At 66.5% G+C, this 21,395-nt stretch carries 16 protein-coding genes; 6 read left to right on the top strand and 10 right to left on the bottom strand.

What is annotated here, in order from left to right:
* Nucleotides 1–158: 158 nt before the first annotated feature.
* Nucleotides 159–878, bottom strand: coding sequence for a GntR family transcriptional regulator (locus tag D2T30_RS20165; RefSeq protein WP_241651356.1), 720 nt, complete (start codon nucleotides 876–878; stop codon nucleotides 159–161).
* Nucleotides 879–1,249: 371 nt separating this feature from the next.
* Entirely contained in the window at nucleotides 1,250–1,858 is a 609-nt protein-coding gene (locus tag D2T30_RS23965) for a TetR family transcriptional regulator (protein WP_164884378.1), read from the bottom strand.
* Between the two features lie 278 nt (nucleotides 1,859–2,136).
* On the opposite strand from D2T30_RS23965, the gene D2T30_RS20150 reads away from it, so the two are divergent.
* The 3 genes from D2T30_RS20150 to D2T30_RS20140 are packed head-to-tail and all read left to right on the top strand — an operon-like array spanning nucleotide 2,137 to nucleotide 7,835.
* Nucleotides 2,137–3,501 carry an efflux transporter outer membrane subunit gene (locus D2T30_RS20150; protein ID WP_128185921.1) on the top strand — a complete coding sequence of 455 codons (1,365 nt, stop codon included), beginning with the start codon at nucleotides 2,137–2,139 and terminating at the stop codon, nucleotides 3,499–3,501.
* A 46-nt stretch (nucleotides 3,502–3,547) separates the two neighbouring features.
* Nucleotides 3,548–4,690, top strand: coding sequence for an efflux RND transporter periplasmic adaptor subunit (locus tag D2T30_RS20145; RefSeq protein WP_128185923.1), 1,143 nt, complete (start codon nucleotides 3,548–3,550; stop codon nucleotides 4,688–4,690).
* 1 nt (nucleotide 4,691) lies between these two features.
* A complete protein-coding gene (locus D2T30_RS20140) occupies nucleotides 4,692–7,835 on the top strand; it encodes an efflux RND transporter permease subunit (RefSeq protein WP_128210296.1) in 3,144 nt (1,047 codons plus the stop codon).
* A 35-nt stretch (nucleotides 7,836–7,870) separates the two neighbouring features.
* Here D2T30_RS20140 and D2T30_RS20135 read toward each other — a convergent pair whose 3' ends face one another.
* The 6 genes from D2T30_RS20135 to D2T30_RS20110 form a co-directional block, all read right to left on the bottom strand.
* Nucleotides 7,871–8,347 (bottom strand): hypothetical protein, encoded by a 477-nt coding sequence (locus D2T30_RS20135; protein WP_128210295.1) that lies wholly within the window; start codon nucleotides 8,345–8,347, stop codon nucleotides 7,871–7,873.
* A gap of 90 nt (nucleotides 8,348–8,437) precedes the next feature.
* Nucleotides 8,438–10,033: an FGGY-family carbohydrate kinase gene (locus D2T30_RS20130; RefSeq protein WP_128210294.1), complete on the bottom strand. Its 1,596-nt coding sequence runs from the start codon at nucleotides 10,031–10,033 to the stop codon at nucleotides 8,438–8,440.
* 3 nt (nucleotides 10,034–10,036) lie between these two features.
* The gene (locus D2T30_RS20125) at nucleotides 10,037–10,765 is read right to left on the bottom strand and encodes an SDR family oxidoreductase (RefSeq protein ID WP_128210293.1); all 729 of its coding nucleotides are present in this window, start codon (nucleotides 10,763–10,765) and stop codon (nucleotides 10,037–10,039) included.
* Between the two features lie 14 nt (nucleotides 10,766–10,779).
* On the bottom strand, nucleotides 10,780–12,018 hold the full coding sequence (locus D2T30_RS20120) for a sugar ABC transporter permease (protein WP_128185933.1): 1,239 nt from the start codon (nucleotides 12,016–12,018) through the stop codon (nucleotides 10,780–10,782).
* Complete coding sequence (locus D2T30_RS20115; protein ID WP_128185935.1) at nucleotides 12,015–12,839, bottom strand: ATP-binding cassette domain-containing protein; 825 nt, start codon at nucleotides 12,837–12,839, stop codon at nucleotides 12,015–12,017. Before D2T30_RS20115 ends, D2T30_RS20120 begins: the two co-directional genes overlap by 4 nt.
* A gap of 50 nt (nucleotides 12,840–12,889) precedes the next feature.
* On the bottom strand, nucleotides 12,890–13,939 hold the full coding sequence (locus tag D2T30_RS20110; RefSeq protein ID WP_380727633.1) for an ABC transporter substrate-binding protein: 1,050 nt from the start codon (nucleotides 13,937–13,939) through the stop codon (nucleotides 12,890–12,892).
* Between the two features lie 213 nt (nucleotides 13,940–14,152).
* Between D2T30_RS20110 and D2T30_RS20105 the strand changes: the two genes are divergently transcribed.
* Together D2T30_RS20105 and D2T30_RS20100 are read left to right on the top strand one after the other, a co-directional pair.
* On the top strand, nucleotides 14,153–15,181 hold the full coding sequence (locus D2T30_RS20105; RefSeq protein ID WP_241651355.1) for a LacI family DNA-binding transcriptional regulator: 1,029 nt from the start codon (nucleotides 14,153–14,155) through the stop codon (nucleotides 15,179–15,181).
* 197 nt (nucleotides 15,182–15,378) lie between these two features.
* Entirely contained in the window at nucleotides 15,379–16,452 is a 1,074-nt protein-coding gene (locus D2T30_RS20100) for an acyltransferase family protein (protein ID WP_128210290.1), read from the top strand.
* Nucleotides 16,453–16,482: 30 nt separating this feature from the next.
* On the opposite strand, the gene D2T30_RS20095 is transcribed toward D2T30_RS20100, so the two are convergent.
* The gene (locus D2T30_RS20095) at nucleotides 16,483–16,797 is read right to left on the bottom strand and encodes a hypothetical protein (protein ID WP_128210289.1); all 315 of its coding nucleotides are present in this window, start codon (nucleotides 16,795–16,797) and stop codon (nucleotides 16,483–16,485) included.
* Complete coding sequence (locus D2T30_RS20090) at nucleotides 16,787–19,078, bottom strand: FdhF/YdeP family oxidoreductase (RefSeq protein ID WP_128210288.1); 2,292 nt, start codon at nucleotides 19,076–19,078, stop codon at nucleotides 16,787–16,789. Before D2T30_RS20090 ends, D2T30_RS20095 begins: the two co-directional genes overlap by 11 nt.
* Before the next feature lie 258 nt (nucleotides 19,079–19,336).
* Here D2T30_RS20090 and D2T30_RS20085 point away from each other — a divergent pair, with 258 nt between their 5' ends.
* Nucleotides 19,337–20,767 carry an MFS transporter gene (locus tag D2T30_RS20085; RefSeq protein WP_206613022.1) on the top strand — a complete coding sequence of 477 codons (1,431 nt, stop codon included), beginning with the start codon at nucleotides 19,337–19,339 and terminating at the stop codon, nucleotides 20,765–20,767.
* Nucleotides 20,768–21,395: the final 628 nt, after the last annotated feature.

Genomic DNA, 21,395 nt, shown 5'->3' with positions numbered 1-21,395 from the left:
AAAACCGTTGCGTCCAATCCGCTTCAGGGCATCCTCAAAAGACGCCTTCTGCCTTTCGTGTTTCCATAAATATCCCGGGGGTGAGCCCGGAACGGGCGAGGGGGCTGGCCCCCTTTCTTCCCATCCGCCTGCGGGCCGGCTCGGGAAGATGATCCCGATCAGTCGGCGACCATCACATGGCCGGGCTGGAAGGCCAGCCGGACCGAGGTGATCGGCCCGATATCGTTGAAGGTCGTGCGGTTGACGATCAGCAGCGCCTGTCCCTGACGGATGTCCAGCAGCCGCGCCTCGCGCCGGTCGGCATTCGCGGCCGAGACATCCATCGTCGCGCGGACATAGGGTGCGTTGCGCACCAGCCATTCGTTGGAATTGAGCTGCCGGAAATCCACCGCCTCGATCTCCGGCACGGCGCGGGGGTTGATCCAGCGGTCCTCGAGCTGCCAGGGGCGGTTGCCGGCATAATGGACCTCGCGCAGGTGGAGCGCCGTGAGCCCCGCCGTCAGGCCCATGCGGCGGGCGATCGAGGCGGGCAGGGGGCTGCGGCGGCTGGCGATGATGCGGTGGCCGTAGGGGAAGCCCGCCGCCTCGATCTGTTCGCGCACGATCGGCACGGTCAGCACCGCCTTGCGTGCCGGGTCCACCGCGACGCGGGTGCCGGCGCGGCGGCGGCGTTCGAGCAGGCCTTCCTCGGCCAGCAGTTGCAGCGCCTTGTTCACCGTCGCGCGCGCCACGCCGAAGGTGACGGCGAGCGCCGCCTCGTCGGGGATGCGGTCGCCCTGCCGCCATTCGCGACCGACGATCCGGCGGCGGACCTCGGCGGCGATGAAAAGCGCCTTGGCGCTGGCGGGCATGGCGGGCATGGCGGGCGGCTGGCTCAAGGTCTGTCCTGCGATCTGCGGCTGGCGGCGGGATCATCGGCCACAATCCGGCTGGGGTCCAGAGGAGGGTGGCTTGAGGGGGCCGGGTTCAAAAGCCGGAAGCGCGGGTGTGCGTGGCGGTGGAGGGGGCCAGCCCCCTCTTTGCCTGACGGCAAATTCACCCCCGGGATATTTATGGAAGAATGATGGGAGAAAGGAGTTGCAGGGGGTGTCCTGCCAGCCGATGATTCGTGGCCGTCGTGGCCGTCGTGGCCGTCGTGGCCGTCGTGGCCGTCGTGGCCGTCGTGGCCGTCGTGGCCGTCGTGGCCGTCGTGGCCGTCGTGGCCGTCGTGGCCGTCGTGGCCGTCGTGGCCGTCGTGGCGACGAATCGGTCAGGCGGCGGGGGCGCGCAGGCTGTCGATCTGACGGCACATGATTTTCAGCCCGAGGCCGGTCAGCGAAAAGGCCTTGCCCGAGCGCATCCATTCGGTCAGCAGGCCGTTCATCGTGATCATCAGGACCACCGCCGCCTCCTGCGGCTCGAGATCGGGGGTGAGCATGCGGTGTTCGCGCGCCTGTTCCATCAGGCGCTGGAGCAGGCCGAACATTTCGGCGTTGCAGCCCGAGAGCCAGCGCCCCGATTCGGTGTCGGGCACCATCGCGTTGAGCATCATATAAAGGTTCTGGCGGCTTTCCTCGGCCTCGAAGGTGGCCAGAAGATCGCCGGCGGTGTCGCGCAGCAGGCCGAAGGGATCGGCGTGGCCTTCGCGCGCGGCGCGGGCGATCAGGTCTTCCTGCGGCAGACGGTAGCGTTCGCGCAGGGCCTTGAGCAGGTCGGATTTGTCCTTGAAATGCCAGTAAAGTGCGCCGCGCGTCACGCCCGCCTGACGTGCAACACGTTCAAGCGGGGTGGCGGCGATGCCGCATTCGCAGAAAAGCCGTTCCGCCGCGTCCAGAATGGAAGTGCGCGTCTGTTCGGCATCTGCCTTGCTGCGTCTCATCAATCGTCCTTTCGTTGTCGATCCCACTTTACAAACAAACATGAATGTATGTAATAAGAATAACGCAGAAGGCTGGTCTAATCTTTCCAACCGATTGAGAAAATTCGGACAAGCGTATCCGACGACTTGATGCTAGTCTTTCCGGCACGAGTTCCGGAAAGGTGTGTGAATGGTCCGCATGTTAAGCGGGAAATGACGGGAACACGACTGCCGGGTCGGACGGAGAAACAGGGACCATATGAGTCCCGAACGCGAAGCGAATGGGAAAGGGAAGTCCAATGACGCAAATGACAATCGGCAGGCGTTCCTTGTTGAAATGGTCCGCCGCCACTCTGGCGCTGGCCGGATGCGCGGATGTGAATTACGATCCTCCCGCGGCGGCGGTTGCCGCGCGGTTCGACGGCACGGCACCGGCGCGGACCGGAAACCGGATGTGGTGGACCTCGTTCCGTGACAGCCAGCTTGACCAGCTCATCACGGCGGGCAATGCCCGCAACCTCGACGTGCGGCAGGCGGTCGAGGCGGTGAACGAGGCGCGGGCCGCGGCCGAGGCGATCGGCGCGAATGACCTGCCCGGGGTGGACGCGACGGCGGGTGCGCAGCGCGGCAACCCCAACGGGACCGGGACGGCGACCTCCAGCTCGGTCGGCGCGAGCGCGAGCTGGGTGCTTGATATCTTCGGCGCGAACCGCAACGCCCGGCGGGCGGCGGCGGCGCAGCTCGATGCCGCCTATCTGTCGGCGGATGTCGCGCGGCTGGTGATGGAAAGCGGGATCGCCAATGCCTATGTCGACATGCGTTACTATCAGGCGAATATCGCGCTGACGCAGAGGTCGCTGGAAAGCCGGCGGCGGAGCCTCGATCTGACGCGGACGCAGTTCGATCTGGGCGGCGCGGCGCGGCTCGACGTGTTGCAGGCCGAACAGCTTGTGGCCGAGGGCGAGGCGCAGTTGCCGGCCTATGAGGTGGGGTTCGATCAGGCGCTGGCGCGTCTGGCGACGCTGACCGGGCAGCGGATCGCCGATCTGCGCCCGACGCTGCGGCGCGGCAGCCCGCAGCCGCGGCCGCGTTTCAGCGCCAGTGTCGGTGTTCCCGCCGAGGTCGTGCGCGAACGTCCCGATGTGAATCTGGCCGAACGCCAGTATGCGGCGGCGGCCTTCGAGGTCGGCGTGGCGCAGGCGGCGTTCTGGCCCTCGGTCAGCCTGTCGGGGTCGATCTCGCCGACGCAGGTGCGGGGCGGCAACAGCATCACCTACTGGGCGATCGGGCCGACGATCAACCTGCCGATCTTTCAGGCGGGGAACATCGCCAATCTCAAGGGCGCCGAATCGCGCGCGGTGCAGGCGAAGCTCGCCTGGGAACAATCGGTGCTGAACGCGATCGAGGAAGTCGAATCGGGTCTTGCGGCCTACAACCGCGACGCCCGCAACATCGCGGCGCAGCAGCGGCTCGTGTCCACCTCGTCCGAGGCGGTCGAGCTGTCGCGCACCAATTTCAGTCTGGGCGAAGGCACGTTCATGAACGTGCTGGATGCCGAACGCAGCTATCTTTCCGCACAACAGTCGTTGTCCGCCGCCGAACGGCAGCGGGCGGCGGATTTCATCGCTCTCAGCGTCGCTGCCGCAGGCAGGTCAACGCGATGAGGCGATGAAGGAGTCCTCCCCCTCCTCACGCATACGCAGGTTACCGATGTCTTTTCTGAATGCCACTTTCCGATGCCTCGGCACCGTTTCCGCAGTTTTTGTGATCGGCGCGCCGGTCTGGGCACAGGGGGCAGGGCAACCGGCCCCCGTGACGGTGATCGAGGCGAAGGCCTCGGACGTGGTGATGACGGCGCGCCTGCCGGGGCGCATCAAGGCCTCTACCGTGGCCGAGGTGCGTCCGCAGGTGTCGGGCATCTTGCGGGAACGGCTGTTCGAGGAAGGCTCGATGGTCGAGGCGGGGGCTCCGCTCTACAAGATCGAGGATGACAGCTACCGCGCTGCCGTCGCGGCGGCGAAAGCCGCCGTGGCGCAGGCGCAGGCGAATTACGATCTGGCGGTGACGCAGGAAAAGCGCGCGGTGGAGCTGTTCCGGCAAAACGCCAGTTCGGCGCAGGCCCGTGACACGGCCGTTTCCTCGCGCGAGGCGGCGGATGCGGCGCTTCAGGCGGCGCAGGCGCAACTGATGAGCGCCGAGATCGACCTTGACCGCACCACGGTCCGGGCGCCGATCTCGGGCGCGATCGGCCTGTCGCAGACCACGACCGGCGCGCTGGTCGCGGCGCAGCAGGCGACGCCTCTGGCGACGATCCGCACGCTCGATCCGGTGAATGTGGACGTCACGCAATCTGCGACGGACATCCTGCGGCTGACCTCGACCCCCGAGGGGCGGCAGATGCGCGAGCTGGGCGAGGCGGCGCTGATCCTGCCCGACAACAGCACCTATGGCGCCAAGGGCCGGCTGGAGGCCGCGGAACCGCAGGTCGAGCCGACCACGGGCATGGTGACGCTGCGGATGAGCTATCCGAACCCCGACCACATCCTGTTACCGGGCATGTATGTCGAGGTGGACCTGCCGCAATCGGTGGCGCATGACGCGATCACCCTGCCGCAGAACACGGTGATGCGGGACCGTTCCGGCGCCGCCTTTGTCTGGGTGGTGGCGGATGGCAAGGTCGCGCAGCGGCCGGTGCATATCGCGAAAGCCTCGGGCAACGACTGGGTGCTGACGGACGGCGTGCAGCCGGGCGATCAGGTCATCACCTCGGGCTTCCAGAAGACCGCCGTGGGCGCGCCGGTGCAGATCGTTCCGGATACGCCCGCCCCGACGGCACAGGCTGGATCGAACTGACATGGCACGCTTTTTCATTGACCGGCCCATCTTTGCATGGGTCATCGCCATCGTCATCATGGGGATCGGCATCCTGTCGGTCCTGCGGCTGCCGATTTCGCAATATCCCTCGATCGCCTCGCCTTCGGTGGTGATCAGCGCGACCTATCCGGGCGCCTCGGCGGAGACCGTCGCCGATACGGTCGTGCAGGTGATCGAGAAGCAGATGACCGGCCTTGACGGGCTGCGCTACATCAATTCCTCGACCACCTCGAACGGCACGGCGCAGATCACCCTGACCTTCGAGCTGGGCACCAATGCCGACATCGCGCAGGTGCAGGTGCAGAACAAGCTGAGTCAGGCCGAGGCCTCGTTGCCGGAATCGGTGACGCGGCAGGGCGTGACGGTGCGGAAATCCACATCGGGCTTCCTGATGGTGGTCTCGCTGATCTCGCCCGACAGGTCGCGCTCCAACGTCGAGCTGGCCGACTACATGAACTCCTCGATGGTCGAGAGCTTCTCGCGCCTTGCGGGGGTCGGCACGGTGCAGGTGTTCGGGTCGGAATATGCGATGCGGATCTGGCTCGATCCCCACAAGCTGAACGCCTATGACATGAGCCCGGCGACGGTGATCGCGGCCGTGCAGGGGCAGAATGCGCAGATCTCGGCCGGTGCCTTCGGCGCGCAGCCGGCGCCCGAGGGGCAGTTGCTGAACGCCACGATCACGGCGCAGTCGCTGTTGCAGACGCCCGAGGATTTCGAGCGGATCGTGCTGCGCGCGGATACCGATGGCGGCCTTGTGCTGCTGCGCGACGTGGCGCGGGTCGAACTGGGCGCCGAGACCTATGAGATTCAGGCCTATTACGATGGCGTGCCCTCGGCGGGGATGGCGATCCAGCTGGCTTCGGGCGCCAATGCGCTGGATACGGCGGAGCTGGTGAAGGCACGGCTTGAGGAACTGAAGCCCTATTTCCCCTCGGGGATGGAATATGTGATCCCCTACGACACCACGCCCTTCGTGACGATCTCGATCGACGCGGTGGTGCATACGCTGATCGAGGCGATCGTGCTGGTGGTTCTGGTGATGCTGCTGTTCCTGCACAAGCTGCGGGCGACGCTGATCCCGACGCTGGCGGTGCCGGTGGTGCTTCTGGGCACGTTCGGGGTGATGGCGGCGCTTGGCTTCACCATCAACACGCTGACCATGCTGGCGATGGTTCTGGCCATCGGGCTTCTGGTCGACGACGCCATCGTCGTGGTCGAGAACGTCGAGCGGATCATGGCGGAGGAACATCTTTCGCCGAAGGAAGCCACAAAGAAGTCGATGGGCGAGATCTCGGGCGCGCTGGTCGGCATCGCCATGGTGCTGTCGGCGGTGTTCGTGCCGATGGCGTTCTTCGGCGGTTCGACAGGACAGGTGTACAAACAGTTCTCGATCACCATCGTGTCCGCGATGACGCTGTCGGTGATCGTGGCGCTGATCTTCACCCCGGCGCTTTGCGCGACGATCCTGAAACCGCATTCGCATGACCGCAGCGGTTTGCAGGCGCGGTTCTCGGACGGGTTCGACAAGCGGCTCGGCCGGGTGACGAACGGCTATGGCGGGATCGTCAAATGGATGGTGGCGAATCCGATCAAGGGGATCATCGTCTATCTGCTGATCGTCGCAGCGATGGGGGTGATGTATACCCGCACGCCGACCTCGTTCCTGCCGGACGAGGATCAGGGCATCCTGATGACCGTGATCCAGACGCCCTCGGGCACGACGAGCGAACAGACCCGGAAGGTCGTCCAGCAGGTCGAGCAGTATTACCGGCAGAAGGAAGAGGCGAATGTCGCCTCGGTCTTCTCGGTCGTCGGGTTCTCCTTCGCGGGGCAGGGGCAGAACATGGCGATGATGTTCGTCAAGCTGAAGCCCTGGGATGAACGCACGGGCGCGGAGGACACGGCCGGCGCGATCGCGCAGCGCGCCTTTGGGCCGCTCTATGGCGGGATCAAGGAAGCGATCGTTGTGCCGATCGTGCCGCCCGCGGTGATCGAACTGGGCAATTCCAACGGTTTCCAGGCGTTCCTGCAGGCGCACAGCGGCCAGTCGCACGAACAGCTTCTGGCGGCGCGCAACCAGTTGCTGGGCATGGCGTCGCAAAGCGATCTGCTGACCGGCGTACGGCCGAACGGGGTCGAGGATGCGGCGCAGTTTCGGCTGGACATCGACTGGGCGAAGGCGGGGGCCGTCGGGCTGACCGCGGCGCAGGTGGGCAGTTTCCTCAACACGGTCTGGTCCTCGTCCTATGTGAACGACTTCCTTTATGAAGGCCGGGTGAAGCGCGTCTATGTGCAGGGCGAACCCTGGGCGCGCTCGAACCCCGAGGATTTCGCGCTCTGGCGGGTGCCGAACGAGAATGGCGATTTCGTTTCGCTCTCGACCTTCGCGACGCAGCAATGGGTCTATGGTCCGCAGCAGGTGACGCGCTACGACGCGATCCCGGCGATGGAGATTCAGGGTTCGGCGGCGCCGGGCGTATCCTCGGGCGCGGCGATGGCGGAGATGGAGCGGCTGGCCGCGCAGCTTCCGCCGGGCTTTTCGCTGCAATGGACGGGGCTGTCGCTTGAGGAACAGGAGGCGGGCAACGGGGAGCTGGCGCTTTACGGCCTGTCGCTGGCGGTGGTGTTCCTGTGTCTTGCGGCGTTGTATGAAAGCTGGTCGATCCCGATCGCGGTGATGCTGGCGATGCCGGTGGGGATCATCGGCACGCTGCTTGGCGCCTGGATCGGCGGGCAGTCGAACGGGGTGTATTTTCAGGTCGGCATGCTGACCGTCGTCGGGCTGACGGGGAAGAACGCCATCCTGATCGTCGAATTCGCCCGCGACCAGATGCTGCATTTCGGCAAATCGGCGGTCGAGGCGGTGGTGATCGCGGCCAAGCTGCGGTTCCGGCCGATCCTGATGACCTCGATGGCCTTCTGTCTGGGGGTGGTGCCGCTGGTGCTGTCGTCGGGCGCGGGCGCCGGGGCGCGGCAGGCGATCGGCTATTCGGTGCTGTTCGGGACGCTGTCGGGGACGATTCTGGTGTTCCTGTTCGTGCCCCTGTCCTTCGTGCTGGTGAACTGGGTCTTTGGCCGCTGGAGCAAGCCGAAGGACGCCGAGCCGGCGGTGCAGCACTGAGCCTGATATCGGGCCGCCCTTCGGGGCGGCCCTTGTCATTCCGGCAGCAGGGCGCGGGAATACAGCTCGCGCACCAGCGCCACATCGCCGCGTCCGGGCAGCGCCATGACGGCCTGAACCTCCAGCGCGACATCGGACCGGTCGAGGATTTCGGTGCGGATAGCCCGGCGCAGCGGCGCGAACGGGGCGAGCAGCACGCCGAAGGGGATGGTGCTGTCCAGCAGGCGCGCCGCGATGCCCGCGGGCAGGCGCCGCGGCAGATACCAGTTTTCCGCCTGCGAGACCATCGTGCCGCCCCAGTCGAGCCGCACCCGCCGGTAGCGCATCGGCGCGCTCGGATCGCGGGGCAGGGGGGCGGGCTCGGCGGGGGACAGCTCCCGGTCCTCGATCACCGCGGCCGCAAGCGGCCCCGCGCAACCCGGGAACCGCGTGGCGCACCACTCGGCCAGCGCGGCGCTTGCCGTCGCATGCCGGTCGAGGCGGTCGAGAAACGCTTCCGCGTCATGGGGCATCGCAGGGTCCGGGGCGGGTTGATCCTTGCGCCGGTGTAGAGCATCCGGGTTTTCACAACCAGCGGATATCCTCCCCGGACCGGGGATGGGTCAGAGTTCGGTTCCGATGCGTTGCAGTTTCAGGAACGCTTCGTAGCGCCCCTCGTGCAGTGCCGCGATCGCGCCCTCCTGCGGTTCATGGCGCCGGACGGCACGGGTCATCGCGGCCATCGCCTCCTCCATGCCGGCGAACAGGCCCGAGGCCACGCCGCCGAGGATCGATGCCCCAAGCAACACCGGCTCATCGGCCGCGGTCACCACGACGGGTTTGCCCGTCGCATCCGCGAGGATCTGCCGCACGAGGTCGAGCTGCCCGGCGCCGCCGCTGATCGCGATGGCGTCGATCGGGGCGCCCGCCGCGGTCTGGGCCTCGATGATCTGGCGCAGGCCATAGGCCACCCCGGCGAGACCGGCGATGTAGAGGGAAACCAGACTGTCGATATCGGTCTCCATCCCCAGCCCGGCGATCAGCGCGCGGGCGTGCGGATCGGCATGCGGGGCGCGGTTGCCGAGGAATTCGGGCACGACATGGAGCCGACCGGCGAGGCGGATCGCCTCGGAGGGGGCGATGCCGGCACAGGCCTTCGCGGCGAGCCAGACCGGCAGGGACTGCCCCGCTCCGGCGGCAAGGGTGCTGGCCTCGGTCGCGGCGGGGTGCATCGACAGAAGCCGGTCGATCGCGGCCCCGGCGGCGGACTGGCCGCCCTCGTTCAGCCACAGGCCAGGCACCATCGCCGAATAGTAGGGCCCCCAGACACCCGGCACGAAGACCGGAGCACGGGTGCTCGTCATCGTGCAGGAGGAGGTGCCGAAGACATAGGCCATCACCCGGGTCGGATCGTCGATGCCCACGGTGCCGATGCCGCCCGCATGGGCGTCGATCATCCCCGCACCCACCGCGGTGCCCGGCCGCAGGCCAAGCGCCTTCGCCGCCCCGGCCGTCAGCCCGCCGGCCAGCGGGGTCCCCGGGGCGACGACCTCGGTGCCGATGCGCGCGAAGCCCTCGTCTGCCAGAACGCCCAGCCCGATGCGATGGAAATAGCCCGGATCCCAGCGGTTTTCATGCGCGAGATAGGTCCATTTGCAGGTCACCGTGCAGGTCGAGCGCGCGCGGCTTCCCGTGGCCTTCCAGGTCAGGAAATCCGCAAGGTCAAAGAAATCCCGGGCCTGCGCGAAGACCTCGGGGCGGTTTTCGGCGAGCCAGAGGAGCTTCGGCGTTTCCATCTCGGGCGAGATCCGGCCGCCGACATATTTCAGCACCATTTCGCCGGTGGCATTGATCCGTTCCGCCTGACCAACCGCGCGGTGATCCATCCAGACGATGATGTTGCGCTCGGGGTCTTCGGAGGGGCCGACGCGCAGCGGCTGCCCCTCCGCCCCCAGCACGACGAGCGAGCAGGTGGCGTCGAAGCCGATGCCCTTCACCGCCCCGGGGTCGATGCCTGCCTCTGCGACGGCCTCGCGCACCGAGGCGCAGACCGCCTCCCATATCTGCGCGCCGGATTGTTCGACGATGCCGCCCGGCGCGCGCCAGATGGTGATCTCGCGCCGCGCGGTGCCGTGCATCCGGCCGTTGGTGTCGAAGACCCCGGCGCGGGCGCTGCCCGTGCCGACATCGACACCGATCAGGAATTCGCTGGTGCTCATGGCTTACAGATCGACGCTGTTGGGCAGGATCACCAGATCGCGGATCACCACGTTGCGCGGACGGGTCAGCATGAAGACCACCGCCTCGGCCACTTCCTTCGGTTGCATCAGGCTGCCGTTGGCCAGCGCCTCCTCCATCTTGGCCTTCGGCCAGTCGTCGAGCAATGCCGTCACCACCGGGCCGGGCAGCACCGCGCCCATGCGGATGCCGTATTGCGAAACCTGCCGCCGGGTGGTGTGCAGGAAGGCCTGCACCGCGAATTTCGAGGCGGTGTAGATCGGTTCCCAGATCACCGGCACCACGCCCGCGATCGAGCTGGTGAAGAGGATGTCGCCCGACTTCTGTTCGATCATGTGGGGCAGGACGGCGTTCACGCAGCGGAAGGCGGCATTGATGTTCAGGTTCAGCATCCTGTCCCAGGCATCGGGGTTCCCCTCCGCCGCCGGGCCGCCGATATAGGCGCCGGCATTGGCGTGGAAGATGTCGAGCCCGCCCGCGAGGTCGAGGATCCGCGGCAGCATGCCCGAGACCTGCGGCCCGTCGAGCAGGTCCACCATCAGCGGCAGGGCATTCGGCCCGATCTCGGCGCAGAGCGCCTTCAGCCGGTCCTCGGCGCGGTCGATCAGCACGACCCTGGCGCCGGCGGCGACCAGATGGCGGGCACATTCCAGCCCGATCCCGGATGCGGCGCCGGTGATGGCGGCAACCTTGCCTTGTAGTGATTCAGCCATTTTTCACTCCATTCTCAAGCGCGGCCGTGGCTCATGCGCGAGCGGCGGGCCAGCGAGTCGACGATCACGGCAATGGCAAGAACCCCACCCGTGATCATGTAGCGCAGCGACGAAGACAGGTTCAGCAGCGTCAGGCCGTTCGAGATCGCCTGGATCACGATGATCCCCAGCAATGCGGCCCATGCGCTGCCGCGCCCGCCAAAGAGGCTGGTGCCGCCGATCACCGCCGCCGCGATCGCATTGAGGTTCACGTCGCCGGTCCCCGCCTGCTGGCTGGACGATGCCAGCCGCGATGCCGACAGCACCCCGCCAAGCGCGGCGAGGGTCGAGCACAGCACGAAGGCCGACAGGTAGATCCGCCGCACGTTGATGCCCGACCGGCGCGCCGCCTCGCGGTTGCCGCCGACGGCGAACATCGAACGGCCCCATTTCGTGCGGGTGAGCGCGTAGTTCATCACCACCACCAGCAGCACGAAGAGCCCGAACATCCACGGCACGCCGCGGCCGAGGTTCAGATACCAGACCGCGAACAGCAGCCCAGCCGTCAGCGCCCCGGCCTTGAGCACGAGGTTCGTCATCGGCTGCGCGCTCAGGTTCGCCGCGAGACGGCGGCGGCGGGCCGAAAGGCCGTTGAGCAGGATCCCCGCGCCCGGCAGCAGCGCCGCCAGATAGGCGAACCAGTCCGGCATGATCATCACCTGGCCGAATTTCACGAAGGGCGAGGCATAGGGCAGGTTGATCGACCCGGTCGGCCCGAGGATGTAGAGCTGCATCCCCAGCATCGCCAGCAGCCCGGAGAGCGAGGCGATGAAGCTGGGCATCCCCAGCCGGTTGTAGAGCAGCGCATAGAGCGCCCCCACGACCACCCCCGCAAGGATCGCCGCCGCGATCGCCGCCGGGACCGGCCAGCCCATGTTCACCCAGAGCACACCCACGATGGCCGAGGCAAAGCCGCTCATCGAGCCCACCGACAGGTCGATCTCGCCCAGAAGCAGCACGCAGACGATGCCGAGCGAGATCATCCCCACGGTCGCGCAGTCGAACAGCATGTTGACGAGGTTGTTCGGCGCGAGGAACACCGGATTGAGCGAGGAAAACACCACCGAGATCACGATCAGCCCGACGATCACCGGCAGCACGCCCAGATCGCCGGATCGGATCCGGTCGAAGAAGGCGCGCAGGCTGTCGGACAGGGTTTCCTCGTGGCGGACGCGCTCGTCACTGCGATCCAGGGCGGGTTGGTTCTGGCTCATGCGGAGATCTCCCCATGTTCGGCGGCCTTGCGGGCGCTGCGGCGGGAAACGGCGTTCTCGGTGGCGCCGGTGATGGCGGCGACGAGTTCGTTGTTGCTCGCCTCGGGTGTGAAGACGCCGCTGTTCCTGCCGAGGCGCAGCACCACGATGCGGTCCGCCACGGCGCGCACGTCTTCCATGTTGTGGCTGATGATGATGACGCCAAGGCCGCGGTCGCGCACGCGCTCGATCAGGTTCAGCACCTCGGCCGTCTGCGCGACGCCGAGCGCGGCGGTGGGTTCGTCGAGCATGATGATCTTGGGGTTCAGCAGCAGCGAACGCGCGATCGCCACCGTCTGCCGCTGACCGCCCGAAAGCGAGGCTATGGGTTCGCGCACCGAGGGGATTCGCGCCGCCAGCTCGCGCAGCAGGGTCCAGGCGCGCACTTCCATGCCGACCTCGTCCAGTCGCCAGGGCGCCATTTCATGCCCGAGGAACAGGTTCGCCACCACGTCGAGGTTCTCGCACAGCGCGAGATCCTGAAACACCGTCGCGATCCCCAGATGCAGCGCCGCGCCGGGATCGGGCAGGGTGACCTCTTGGCCGCAGAACTCGATCGTGCCCGAGGTCGGCTGATGCACACCGGCCAGAACCTTGACCAGCGTCGATTTGCCCGCGCCGTTGTCGCCGACCAGCGCGACGACTTCGCCCGCATGGACGTCAAGCGCGATATCCGTCAGGGCGGAGACCGCGCCGAATTTCTTGGAAATGCCGCGAAGGCGCAGGATGGTTTCGCCCGTCGCGGGGGGTGCGGCCTCGGCCGCCGGAGAGGTTACGTTCATGGCGCCATGTCCGATGGGGCGCCCGGGTGTGCCGGGCGCCGGATTGCAGATCAGTTCGTGATGCCGAGCGTCTTGCAGCCCGCGGCATATTCGCCGGTGCAGACCTGATCGGCGGTCTGGATGCCCTTGTCGAAGATCTCGGCCTTGATGTTCTCGGCGGTGATGACGGCGGGGACGAAAAGCTCGCTCGGCGTGTTGTAGAGCGTGGTCTTCGCCTCGGGCGTCTCGCCGTTGAGGAATTGCACCGTGATCTTGGCTGCGGCTTCGGCGACGATCTCGGAGGGTTTCGAGATGGTGTTGTACTGGTCGCCCGAGACGATCAGTTGCAGCGCCGCGATGGTGGCATCGTTGCCGGTGACCGGCGGAACCGGATCGACCCCGGCCGCCTTGAAGGCGGCGATGGCCCCGCCCGCGGTGCCGTCATTCGCCGCGACCACGCCCTTGATCTGGTCGCCGAAACGGGTGATCTGCCCGGCCGCCCATTGCTGCGCCCTCGGCGGCGCCCAGTCCGGGGTGTCGTATTCGGCCAGCGTCTCGTAGCCCGATCCCTCCAGCCCCTTGTGGATCCCGTCGCGGATCAGGCCGGCGGCGGCATCGGTGGGCGAGCCGTTGATCTGCAGCACGCCGGCCCCTTCCGGCACGCCGGCATCCTTCATGTGTTTCACCAGCGATTCGGCGATCGACTGGCCGATGCCCGCATTGTCGAAGGAGACGTAGTAATCCGCGGGCGTATCCGGGATCGGCCGGTCATAGGCGATGACCTTCGCGTCCTGCGACTGCGCGATGTTCACAAGACCGCTCGCCGCCGCCGAATCGACGGGATCGAGCACGATCACCTTCGCCCCCTGCGCGAGGACCGAGTTGAACTGCTGTTGTTGCAGCGCGACGTCGCCGTTGGCGTTCTGATAGATCACCGTGCAATCGGGGCAGAGCTTTTCCATCGCGGCCTTGAAGCCGGGGAAATCGTGTTCCTCATAGCGGGTCGATGCCTGATCGGGCATCAGGAAGGCCACGGTGCCGCTCGGCGCGGCCCAGGCGGCGCTGCTCAGCAGGCCGGCCATGACAACCGCGGCCGAGGCAACGGATCGGGTCTGTTTCATCATCTCTGTCATCTCCTCCACGTTTCTGTCGGGTGCGGTCAGGTGTCGTCCGATCCTTGTCCATCGCCTTCCGGCAGTGGAAAGGGGTGGACGGCTTCCTCCGGCGAATTGCGCGTCCTGTTCTGCACCATCGTTCGTGCCGCATTGCACAACCGATGGTGCATGCTTGTTTGAAACCGTGCGGAGTGTCAAGGTGGCATGCAGGAGGACGAAGTGTCAGCAAAGCCCGAAACGCCACGTCAAACGACGATCTACGACATCGCCCGGCAGGTGGGGCTGTCCGCCTCCACGGTCAGCGCCGTGCTGAACGGCAACTGGAAATCGCGCCGGATCAGCGAGAAGACGGCCGAGCGCATCCGCCTTGTGGCCGACCGTCAGGGGTTCGCGCTGAACCAGCAGGCCCGCGCGCTGCGGCGGCAGAGGTCGAATCTGATCGGCATGATCATGCCGAAATACGACAACCGCTATTTCAGCTCGATCGCCGAACAGTTCGAGCACCGGGCCCGGATCCGCGGCCTGTTTCCGATCATCACCTGCACGTCGCGCGATCCGGAGCTTGAGCTTCAGGCCGCGCGCACCCTGCTTTCCTACAAGGTCGATTGCGTCATCGCGACCGGGGCGACGAACCCGGACCTGATCTCGGACATCTGCCGGGCCTCGGGTGTGCTCAACTATAACCTTGATCTGCCCGGCAGCCGGGCACCGTCGGTGATTTCCGACAATTACGGCGGGGCGCTGGTGCTGACGTCGCGGGTGCTCGCGGCCTGTGCGGCCGAGGCGGGCCGCCCCGAGCCCTTGGCCTTCATCGGCGGCCGGTCCACGGACCACAACACGCTCGAACGCCTGCGCGCCTTCCGCGATGCCCATGCGCAGGCCGGGATCGCCCCGCGCGAGGACATGATCCTGACCACGGGCTATGCCGCCGAACGCGCGGAACAGGCCGTCACGCAGTTGGCTGCGGCGATGCCCACCCTTCCGGCGGGGATATTCGTGAATTCGACGAGCGCGCTTGAAGGGGTGATGCGCTGGCTGCGGTCCCATCATCCGGAGGCGACGATACCGCATATCGGCAGCTTCGACTGGGACCCTTTCGCCGCGCTGATCGATTCGCGTATCCTGATGGCGCGGCAGGATGTGGAAACGATGCTCGATATCCTGTTCGACATGATGGCGGAGCGCGCGCAGGACCGTCACTGCACCGAGGTCCCGGTTCGCCAGATCACCGCGGCATCAGAGGACTGAACAGCCGCCGCGTCCGGCGCCGGCTTTCCCGGCCTTGAGGTTTGCGGGGACCCGCCTAGATAAGGAACCGGGCAGCCGGATATGGCTGCCGACGATCGATACCGACGCGACGTTTCCCGAACTGCCGACGCCATTCGACCCCGGACACATCCTTTCATCAGATCCAACGGCCTTTCCATTCCGACAGGAAGACCTTCATGCCCCGCCGGTTCGATTTTCTGGACAGTCTGCGCGGAATCGCGGCGCTCGCCGTTGTCCTTTTCCACCAGTCCGACCGGCTCGGCCTTCCGGGGATACCTGTCGGAAGCTATCTGGCCGTCGACTTCTTCTTCATTCTCTCGGGCTTCGTGCTGACCGGCGCTTATGACGAACGGCTGCGTCAGGGGCAGCTCGGCGCGAAGGAGTTCCTTGTCCGGCGGATCATCCGTCTCTACCCGCTGTTTTTCGCGGGGATGGTTTTCGGCTTTGCGGTGAAGTTCGCCAAGGTCTTCGTCGAGCCGGGTGTCGAGGTCTGGACGATCGTCGATTCATTCCTGCTCAACCTGCTGCTTGTGCCGACCCCCGGAGTCGATGGCGACCCGAACCTGTTTCCGGCAAACGGGGTCGCCTGGTCGCTGTTCTACGAGTTCATCGCCAATGCCGTCTTCGTCCTTGTCGCCCCGCGTCTGTCCACCCGGTTGCTGGCCGGGTTGGTCGCTGTCGGGGCGCTGAACCTTGTCGCCTGTTCCCTGTGGTATGGCGGGCTCGATGTCGGGGCCAATGGCGGTGAGCTGTGGGGAGGATCGTCGCGGACCGCCTTCGGGTTCTGCACAGGCGTGCTCCTGTGGCGCATCCGCGGGCAGCTTTCGCATCCGGGCGCATTGGGGCTGGCAGGGGTGCTGAGCGCGGTGCTGGTGCTGACATTCGTGCTGCCGGAGCCGGGTCAGACGCGCAGCTGGGATGCGCTGATCGTCATCATGGTCTATCCGCCGCTGATCCTTGCCGGGGCGCAGGTGGCCTTGCGCGGCCGGCTGCACGCGCTGTGCCTGTGGCTCGGTGCCTTGTCGTTTCCGCTTTATATCCTGCATCTGCCGCTGTGCCGGCTGGTCGCGAGGCTGGCCAGCCGGTTGGATGTCGGCACGCAAAGCCTTGGTGTCGTCGCGATGATCTCGGTCGGAACGGTCGCCAGCGTCCTGCTTGCGCGGTTCGCCGTGCCGGTGGATGCCCGGATGCGCGTGGCGATCACACGGTGGTATCAGAAGATAGCCGCCCGCCGTGCCGTGAACCGCTGAAGCGGTGCGCTGTTGAGGCCGGAATATCGTTCAGGCGCGCGTCAGACGATCGGTCAGGTCCTTCCCGGCGGGGCTCAGCGTCAGAAAACGCCGCTGGGTTCTTTCGTCGTTCCGGTTGACCGTGAGCAGGCCGAGGTCCCCGGACAGGATGTTCACCTCGCGCAGCACCAGCGCATGTGCGATCCCGAAGTCGCGGGCGAAGCCGCGGCTGTCGCCGCTGAGGCCGAGTGCGACCGCGGCCAGCAATCCGCAGGCAAGAGGGCCGCACGAAAGGCTGTCGTCGTTTTCGAGCGCGGCGCAAAGCGCGGTCCAGTCCGCGATCAGCGCCGCATCATCAGGCGGCATCCCGCGACATCCTCACAAGAACGGATTTCGACGTGGGGGTAAAGCTGCGGTCGCCGAAAGAGCCGTGCGGCACCAGCGCGTTCAGTTCGGGATAATAGCCGGCGATGCACCCCGGCGGGATGTCGTAGGGCACGACGCGAAAACCGCTGATCCGCCGGTCGATCCCGTCGTCGCTCAGCGTCTCCATCGTGATCCTGTCGCCCGCGGCGACGCCCGCGCCCGCCATGTCGGCGGGGTTGATGAAGACCACCTCGCGTTCGCCATAGACACCGCGGTAGCGGTCATCCATCGCATAGATCGTGGTGTTGTACTGGTCATGCGAGCGCAGCGTCTGCAGCACGAAGATCCCCGGCTGTTCGGTGCGCATCTGCCATTCGGTCTGCTGCGGCAGATCGAAGGCGCCGAAATTCGCCCGGGCCGTGGGGGTGCGCCATTCGCGTTCCGCGGCCGGGTTGCGCAGCCAGAAGCCGCGCGGCACCCGCACGCGGGCGTTGTAATCCCCGAACCCCGGCAGGACGCGCGACATCATCTCGCGGATCAGGTCGTTGTCGTCGGCCAGCGCCTGCCAGTCGACGATCTTGCTGCCCAAAGTGGCCCGGGCGATGCCGGCGACGATCCCGACCTCGGATTTCAGGTGCGGCGAGGCCGGCAGGTTGATCCCGCCGGACCCATGCACCATCGACATCGAATCCTCGACCGTGACGATCTGGCGGATGCCCTTTGAATTGCGATCGATCTCGGTCCGGCCAAGGCAGGGCAGGATGAACCCCGCCTTGCCGTGCAGCAGATGGCAATGGTTGAGCTTGGTGCCGATATGGACGACCAGATCCAGCCGGTCCATCGCGGCGGCGATCAGGGCGCTGTCCGGTGTCGCGCGGGCAAAGTTGCCGCCAAGCCCGAAAAAAGCCTTCGCCGTGCCCGCGAGCATCGCGCCGATGGCTTCCAGCACATTGTGGCCGGGATTGCGCGGCATCGGCACGCCAAGCTCGCGCTCCATCGCGTCCAGCAGCGCCTTGGGCGCCTTTTCGTTGATGCCGACGGTGCGGTCGCCCTGCACGTTGGAATGGCCCCGCACCGGGCAAAGGCCCGCTCCCTTGCGCCCGATATTGCCGCGCAGGAACATGAAATTGGCGATTTCCCGGATCGTTTGCACCGAATGGCGGTGCTGGGTCACGCCCATGGCCCATGTCGCGATCACCCGGTCGGAGGCCATGTAGACCCCGGCCGCACGGGCAAGGTTTTCGCGCGTCAGGCCGGATTGCTCCTCGATCTGGTCCCAGGGCGTCGCCTCGACCAGCTTGCGCCATTCGGCGATGCCAGCGGTGTGTTCGGACAGAAAGGCATCGTCCAGAACCGGGGGCAGGCCCTTCGCGCGCGCCGCGTCATCGGCGGCGAAGACCAGCTTCGCCATGCCGCGCACCGCCGCCATGTCGCCGCCCAGCCTCGGCTGGAAATACAGGGTCGAGGTCGCCTCGGAGCCGCCCGTCAGCATCTCGACCTTGTTCTGCGGATCGGCGAATCGGGTCAGGCCCTTTTCCTTCAGCGTGTTGAACACCACGACCTGCGCCCCGCGCAGGGTGGCGTTGCGCAGATCGGCCAGCATGCGCGGATGGTTGGTGCCGGGGTTCTGGCCGAAGACGAAGATCGCATCGGCCTGCTCGAAATCCTCCAAGAGGACCGTGCCCTTGCCGATGCCGATCGCATCGGTCAGCGCGACGCCCGAGGCCTCGTGGCACATGTTGGAACAGTCGGGGAAGTTGTTCGTCCCGTAAAGCCGCACGAAGGTCTGATACAGGAAAGCCGCCTCGTTCGAGGCCCGGCCCGAGGTGTAGAATTCGACCGCATCCGGCGCGATCGCCTTCAGGCGCTGGCCGATCTCGGCGAATATCTCGTCCCAGTTCGCCGCCTCGTAATGATCGGTGCCTGCATTGTAGCGCAGCGGATGGGTCAGACGGCCCTGATGTTCGAGGTCGTAATCGCTCCATCCGCGCAGTTCGGTGACGCTGTGCGCCGCGAAGAACTCTGGCGGAGCGCGCAGCTTCGTCGCCTCCCACGAGACCGCCTTGACGCCGTTTTCGCAGAATTCGAACGAGGATCCATGCTCGGGATCGCCCCATGCGCAACCCGGGCAGTCGAAACCATCGGGCTGGTTCGCCTTCAGCATGGTCCGGGCGCCGGCGAGGGGTCTGCGCGTTTCAAGAAGCTGCCTGCCGCAGCTTTTCAGCGCGCCCCAGCCTCCGGCCGCCTTGGATGTCTTGCCGATGAACTCATCCTTGGGCATGTGGTTCGACGTCCCGCGCTTGCAGACCGGCGGGCAGCGGACAGATGTCCCGTCCCGGCGGTATGCGGAATAACACATCCAGTTTATATGAATTCGGACCGCCGATCTAGGTTCCGGCTTCTGGCGGGGGACAGATAAACCGGAGTCGGCGGATAACCCCCGCTCAGGTCCGGGGCGCGGATTTCTTGCGGCGGGCGATTGCAAACCGGGCTCTGGATGCCTATCGGAAATGCCACCTCCCCAGTTCCGGACTCCGCCGTGACCTTCCTGAAAGACGCCATATCCGTTGACGAGGATGCCCGGCACGCGCTGGCGCAGAGATCGGCGGAAGGCAGGGGGCTGCCCGCGCCGCGCCGCCATTTCGCCTGGATCACGATCATGCTGGGGCTGGCGCTCGCCGTGCTCGACGGGACCATCGCCAATGTCGCGCTGCCTACCATCGCCGCGCATTTCCATACCGAGCCTGCGGCCTCGATCTGGATCGTCAACGGCTATCAGCTTGCCATCGTGATGACCATGCTGCCGCTGGCGACGGTGGCCGACATTCACGGCTATCGCAATGTCTACCTCGGCGGTATCGCGTTGTTCACGCTGGCGTCTCTTGGCTGCATTCTGGCCGGTTCGATCGGGGCGCTGACGGTGGCGCGCATCGTGCAGGGGTTCGGCGCGGCGGGGATCATGGCGGTGAACATGTCGATCCTGCGCTTCACCGTGCCGAGGGAAAAGCTCGGTGCCGCGGTGGGTCTCAATGCGCTGGTCGTCGCGGTCTGCTCGACGGTGGGGCCGGCCTTCGCGGGGATGGTGCTGTCGGTCGCGGGCTGGCACTGGCTGTTCGCGATCAACATTCCGCTTGGGATCGCGACGCTGCTGTTCGGCTGGTTCAGCCTGCCGGAAAGCCTGCGCGTGCCGCGCCGCTTCGACTGGCTTTCGGCGGTGCTCAGCGCGCTTGGCATCTGCCTGATGATCGTCGCGGTCGATGGCGTCGGCGCGGGAGTTCCGCCCCTGGTGACGTTGGGGCAGGTGGTGGCGGCGGTGCTGTGCTTCGTGGCGCAGATCCGGCATGAGCGTGGTTCGGACCGGCCGATGCTGCCGGTCGATCTGCTGCGCATCCCGGTGTTCACGCTGTCGGTCTGCACCTCCGTCGCCTCGTTCACGACGCAGCTTCTGGCCTTTGTCGCGCTGCCCTTCCTGCTTCAGGGGGTGATGGGGCACGACCCGACCGAGGTCGGCCTGCTGATGATGGCCTGGCCGCTCGGCGTCGCGGTGATCGCGCCCTTCGCGGGCCGGATGTCGGACAGGTATCCGCCGGCGATTTTGGGCGGTATCGGCCTCATATGCCTTGCGGCGGGGATGCTGGCGCTTGGCCTGATGCGGGCGGATGCCCCGGCGTGGGATATCTGCTGGCGGATGGCGCTGTGCGGTTTCGGCTTCGGGATGTTCCAGTCCCCGAACAACCGCGCCATGCTTGAGGCGGCGCCGATGAACCGCTCCGGCGCGGCGGGAGGCATGCTGGGCACGGCGCGGCTGACGGGACAGTCGCTCGGGGCGGCGCTGGTTTCGCTGCTGCTGGGGCGGATGGGGGATCCGGGGCTTACGGCGGCGTTGCTTCTTGGCGCGGGGTTCGCGCTGCTTGCCGCGCTGATCTCGATGAGCCGCCTCGCGGCGCACCGTCCGGGCGCCGATGCCTGACGGCAGGCCGGGACCGCGGGTCTTGCGATGCCCGCGCCGATCTGCGGATGCCACAGAGTTACCGTCTGATCGCACGGACGTGGATGCGAACCGCCGCATTTTCTGCCATGTCGCCGATATGCAGGAGGTGGAGCGGCGTATGATCCCGACTTTTCTGGCGAGGATGAAGTCCCTTGTAAGCGCTGTATAACACAAGGTGCCGGGGCTGTAATGCCGTCACAGGAGGAGAGGGGCGGCCAATCGCTGTACGACCGACCTCGTTTTCCTTGACCGAAGTAGAGCGTGGAAACGTACGACCATCGCCCGCGGGCGGTATGCAGCCCTTTTGGGGTCGCCTCACCCTTCCGCCGCCACTGCTGTCGAGACAGACGCACCAGCTTGGGTCCGGTGCGTGTCAGACCAGATGTTCAGCCGACCTTGCGGTGATGCTGATCCTGAAGTTCCCGCGTCCGCTCGCGATAGGCATGGTTGCCGCATTTGATCGCAATCTTGTTGTCATGCGGCGTTGATGGTGTAACCGCCCCCCGACGGCATCTGTGTGCCATGGTGGGATCGCAACAATCCACTTTGGGAGGCGGTCATGTCGGAGATTATCACGGTCGGGCTCGATCTGGCGAAGAATGTGTTT

It is taken from the genome of Paenirhodobacter populi (assembly GCF_004022215.1).
Classification (GTDB): domain Bacteria; phylum Pseudomonadota; class Alphaproteobacteria; order Rhodobacterales; family Rhodobacteraceae; genus Rhodobacter; species Rhodobacter populi.
This window is presented reverse-complemented; position numbering and strand designations above follow the sequence as displayed.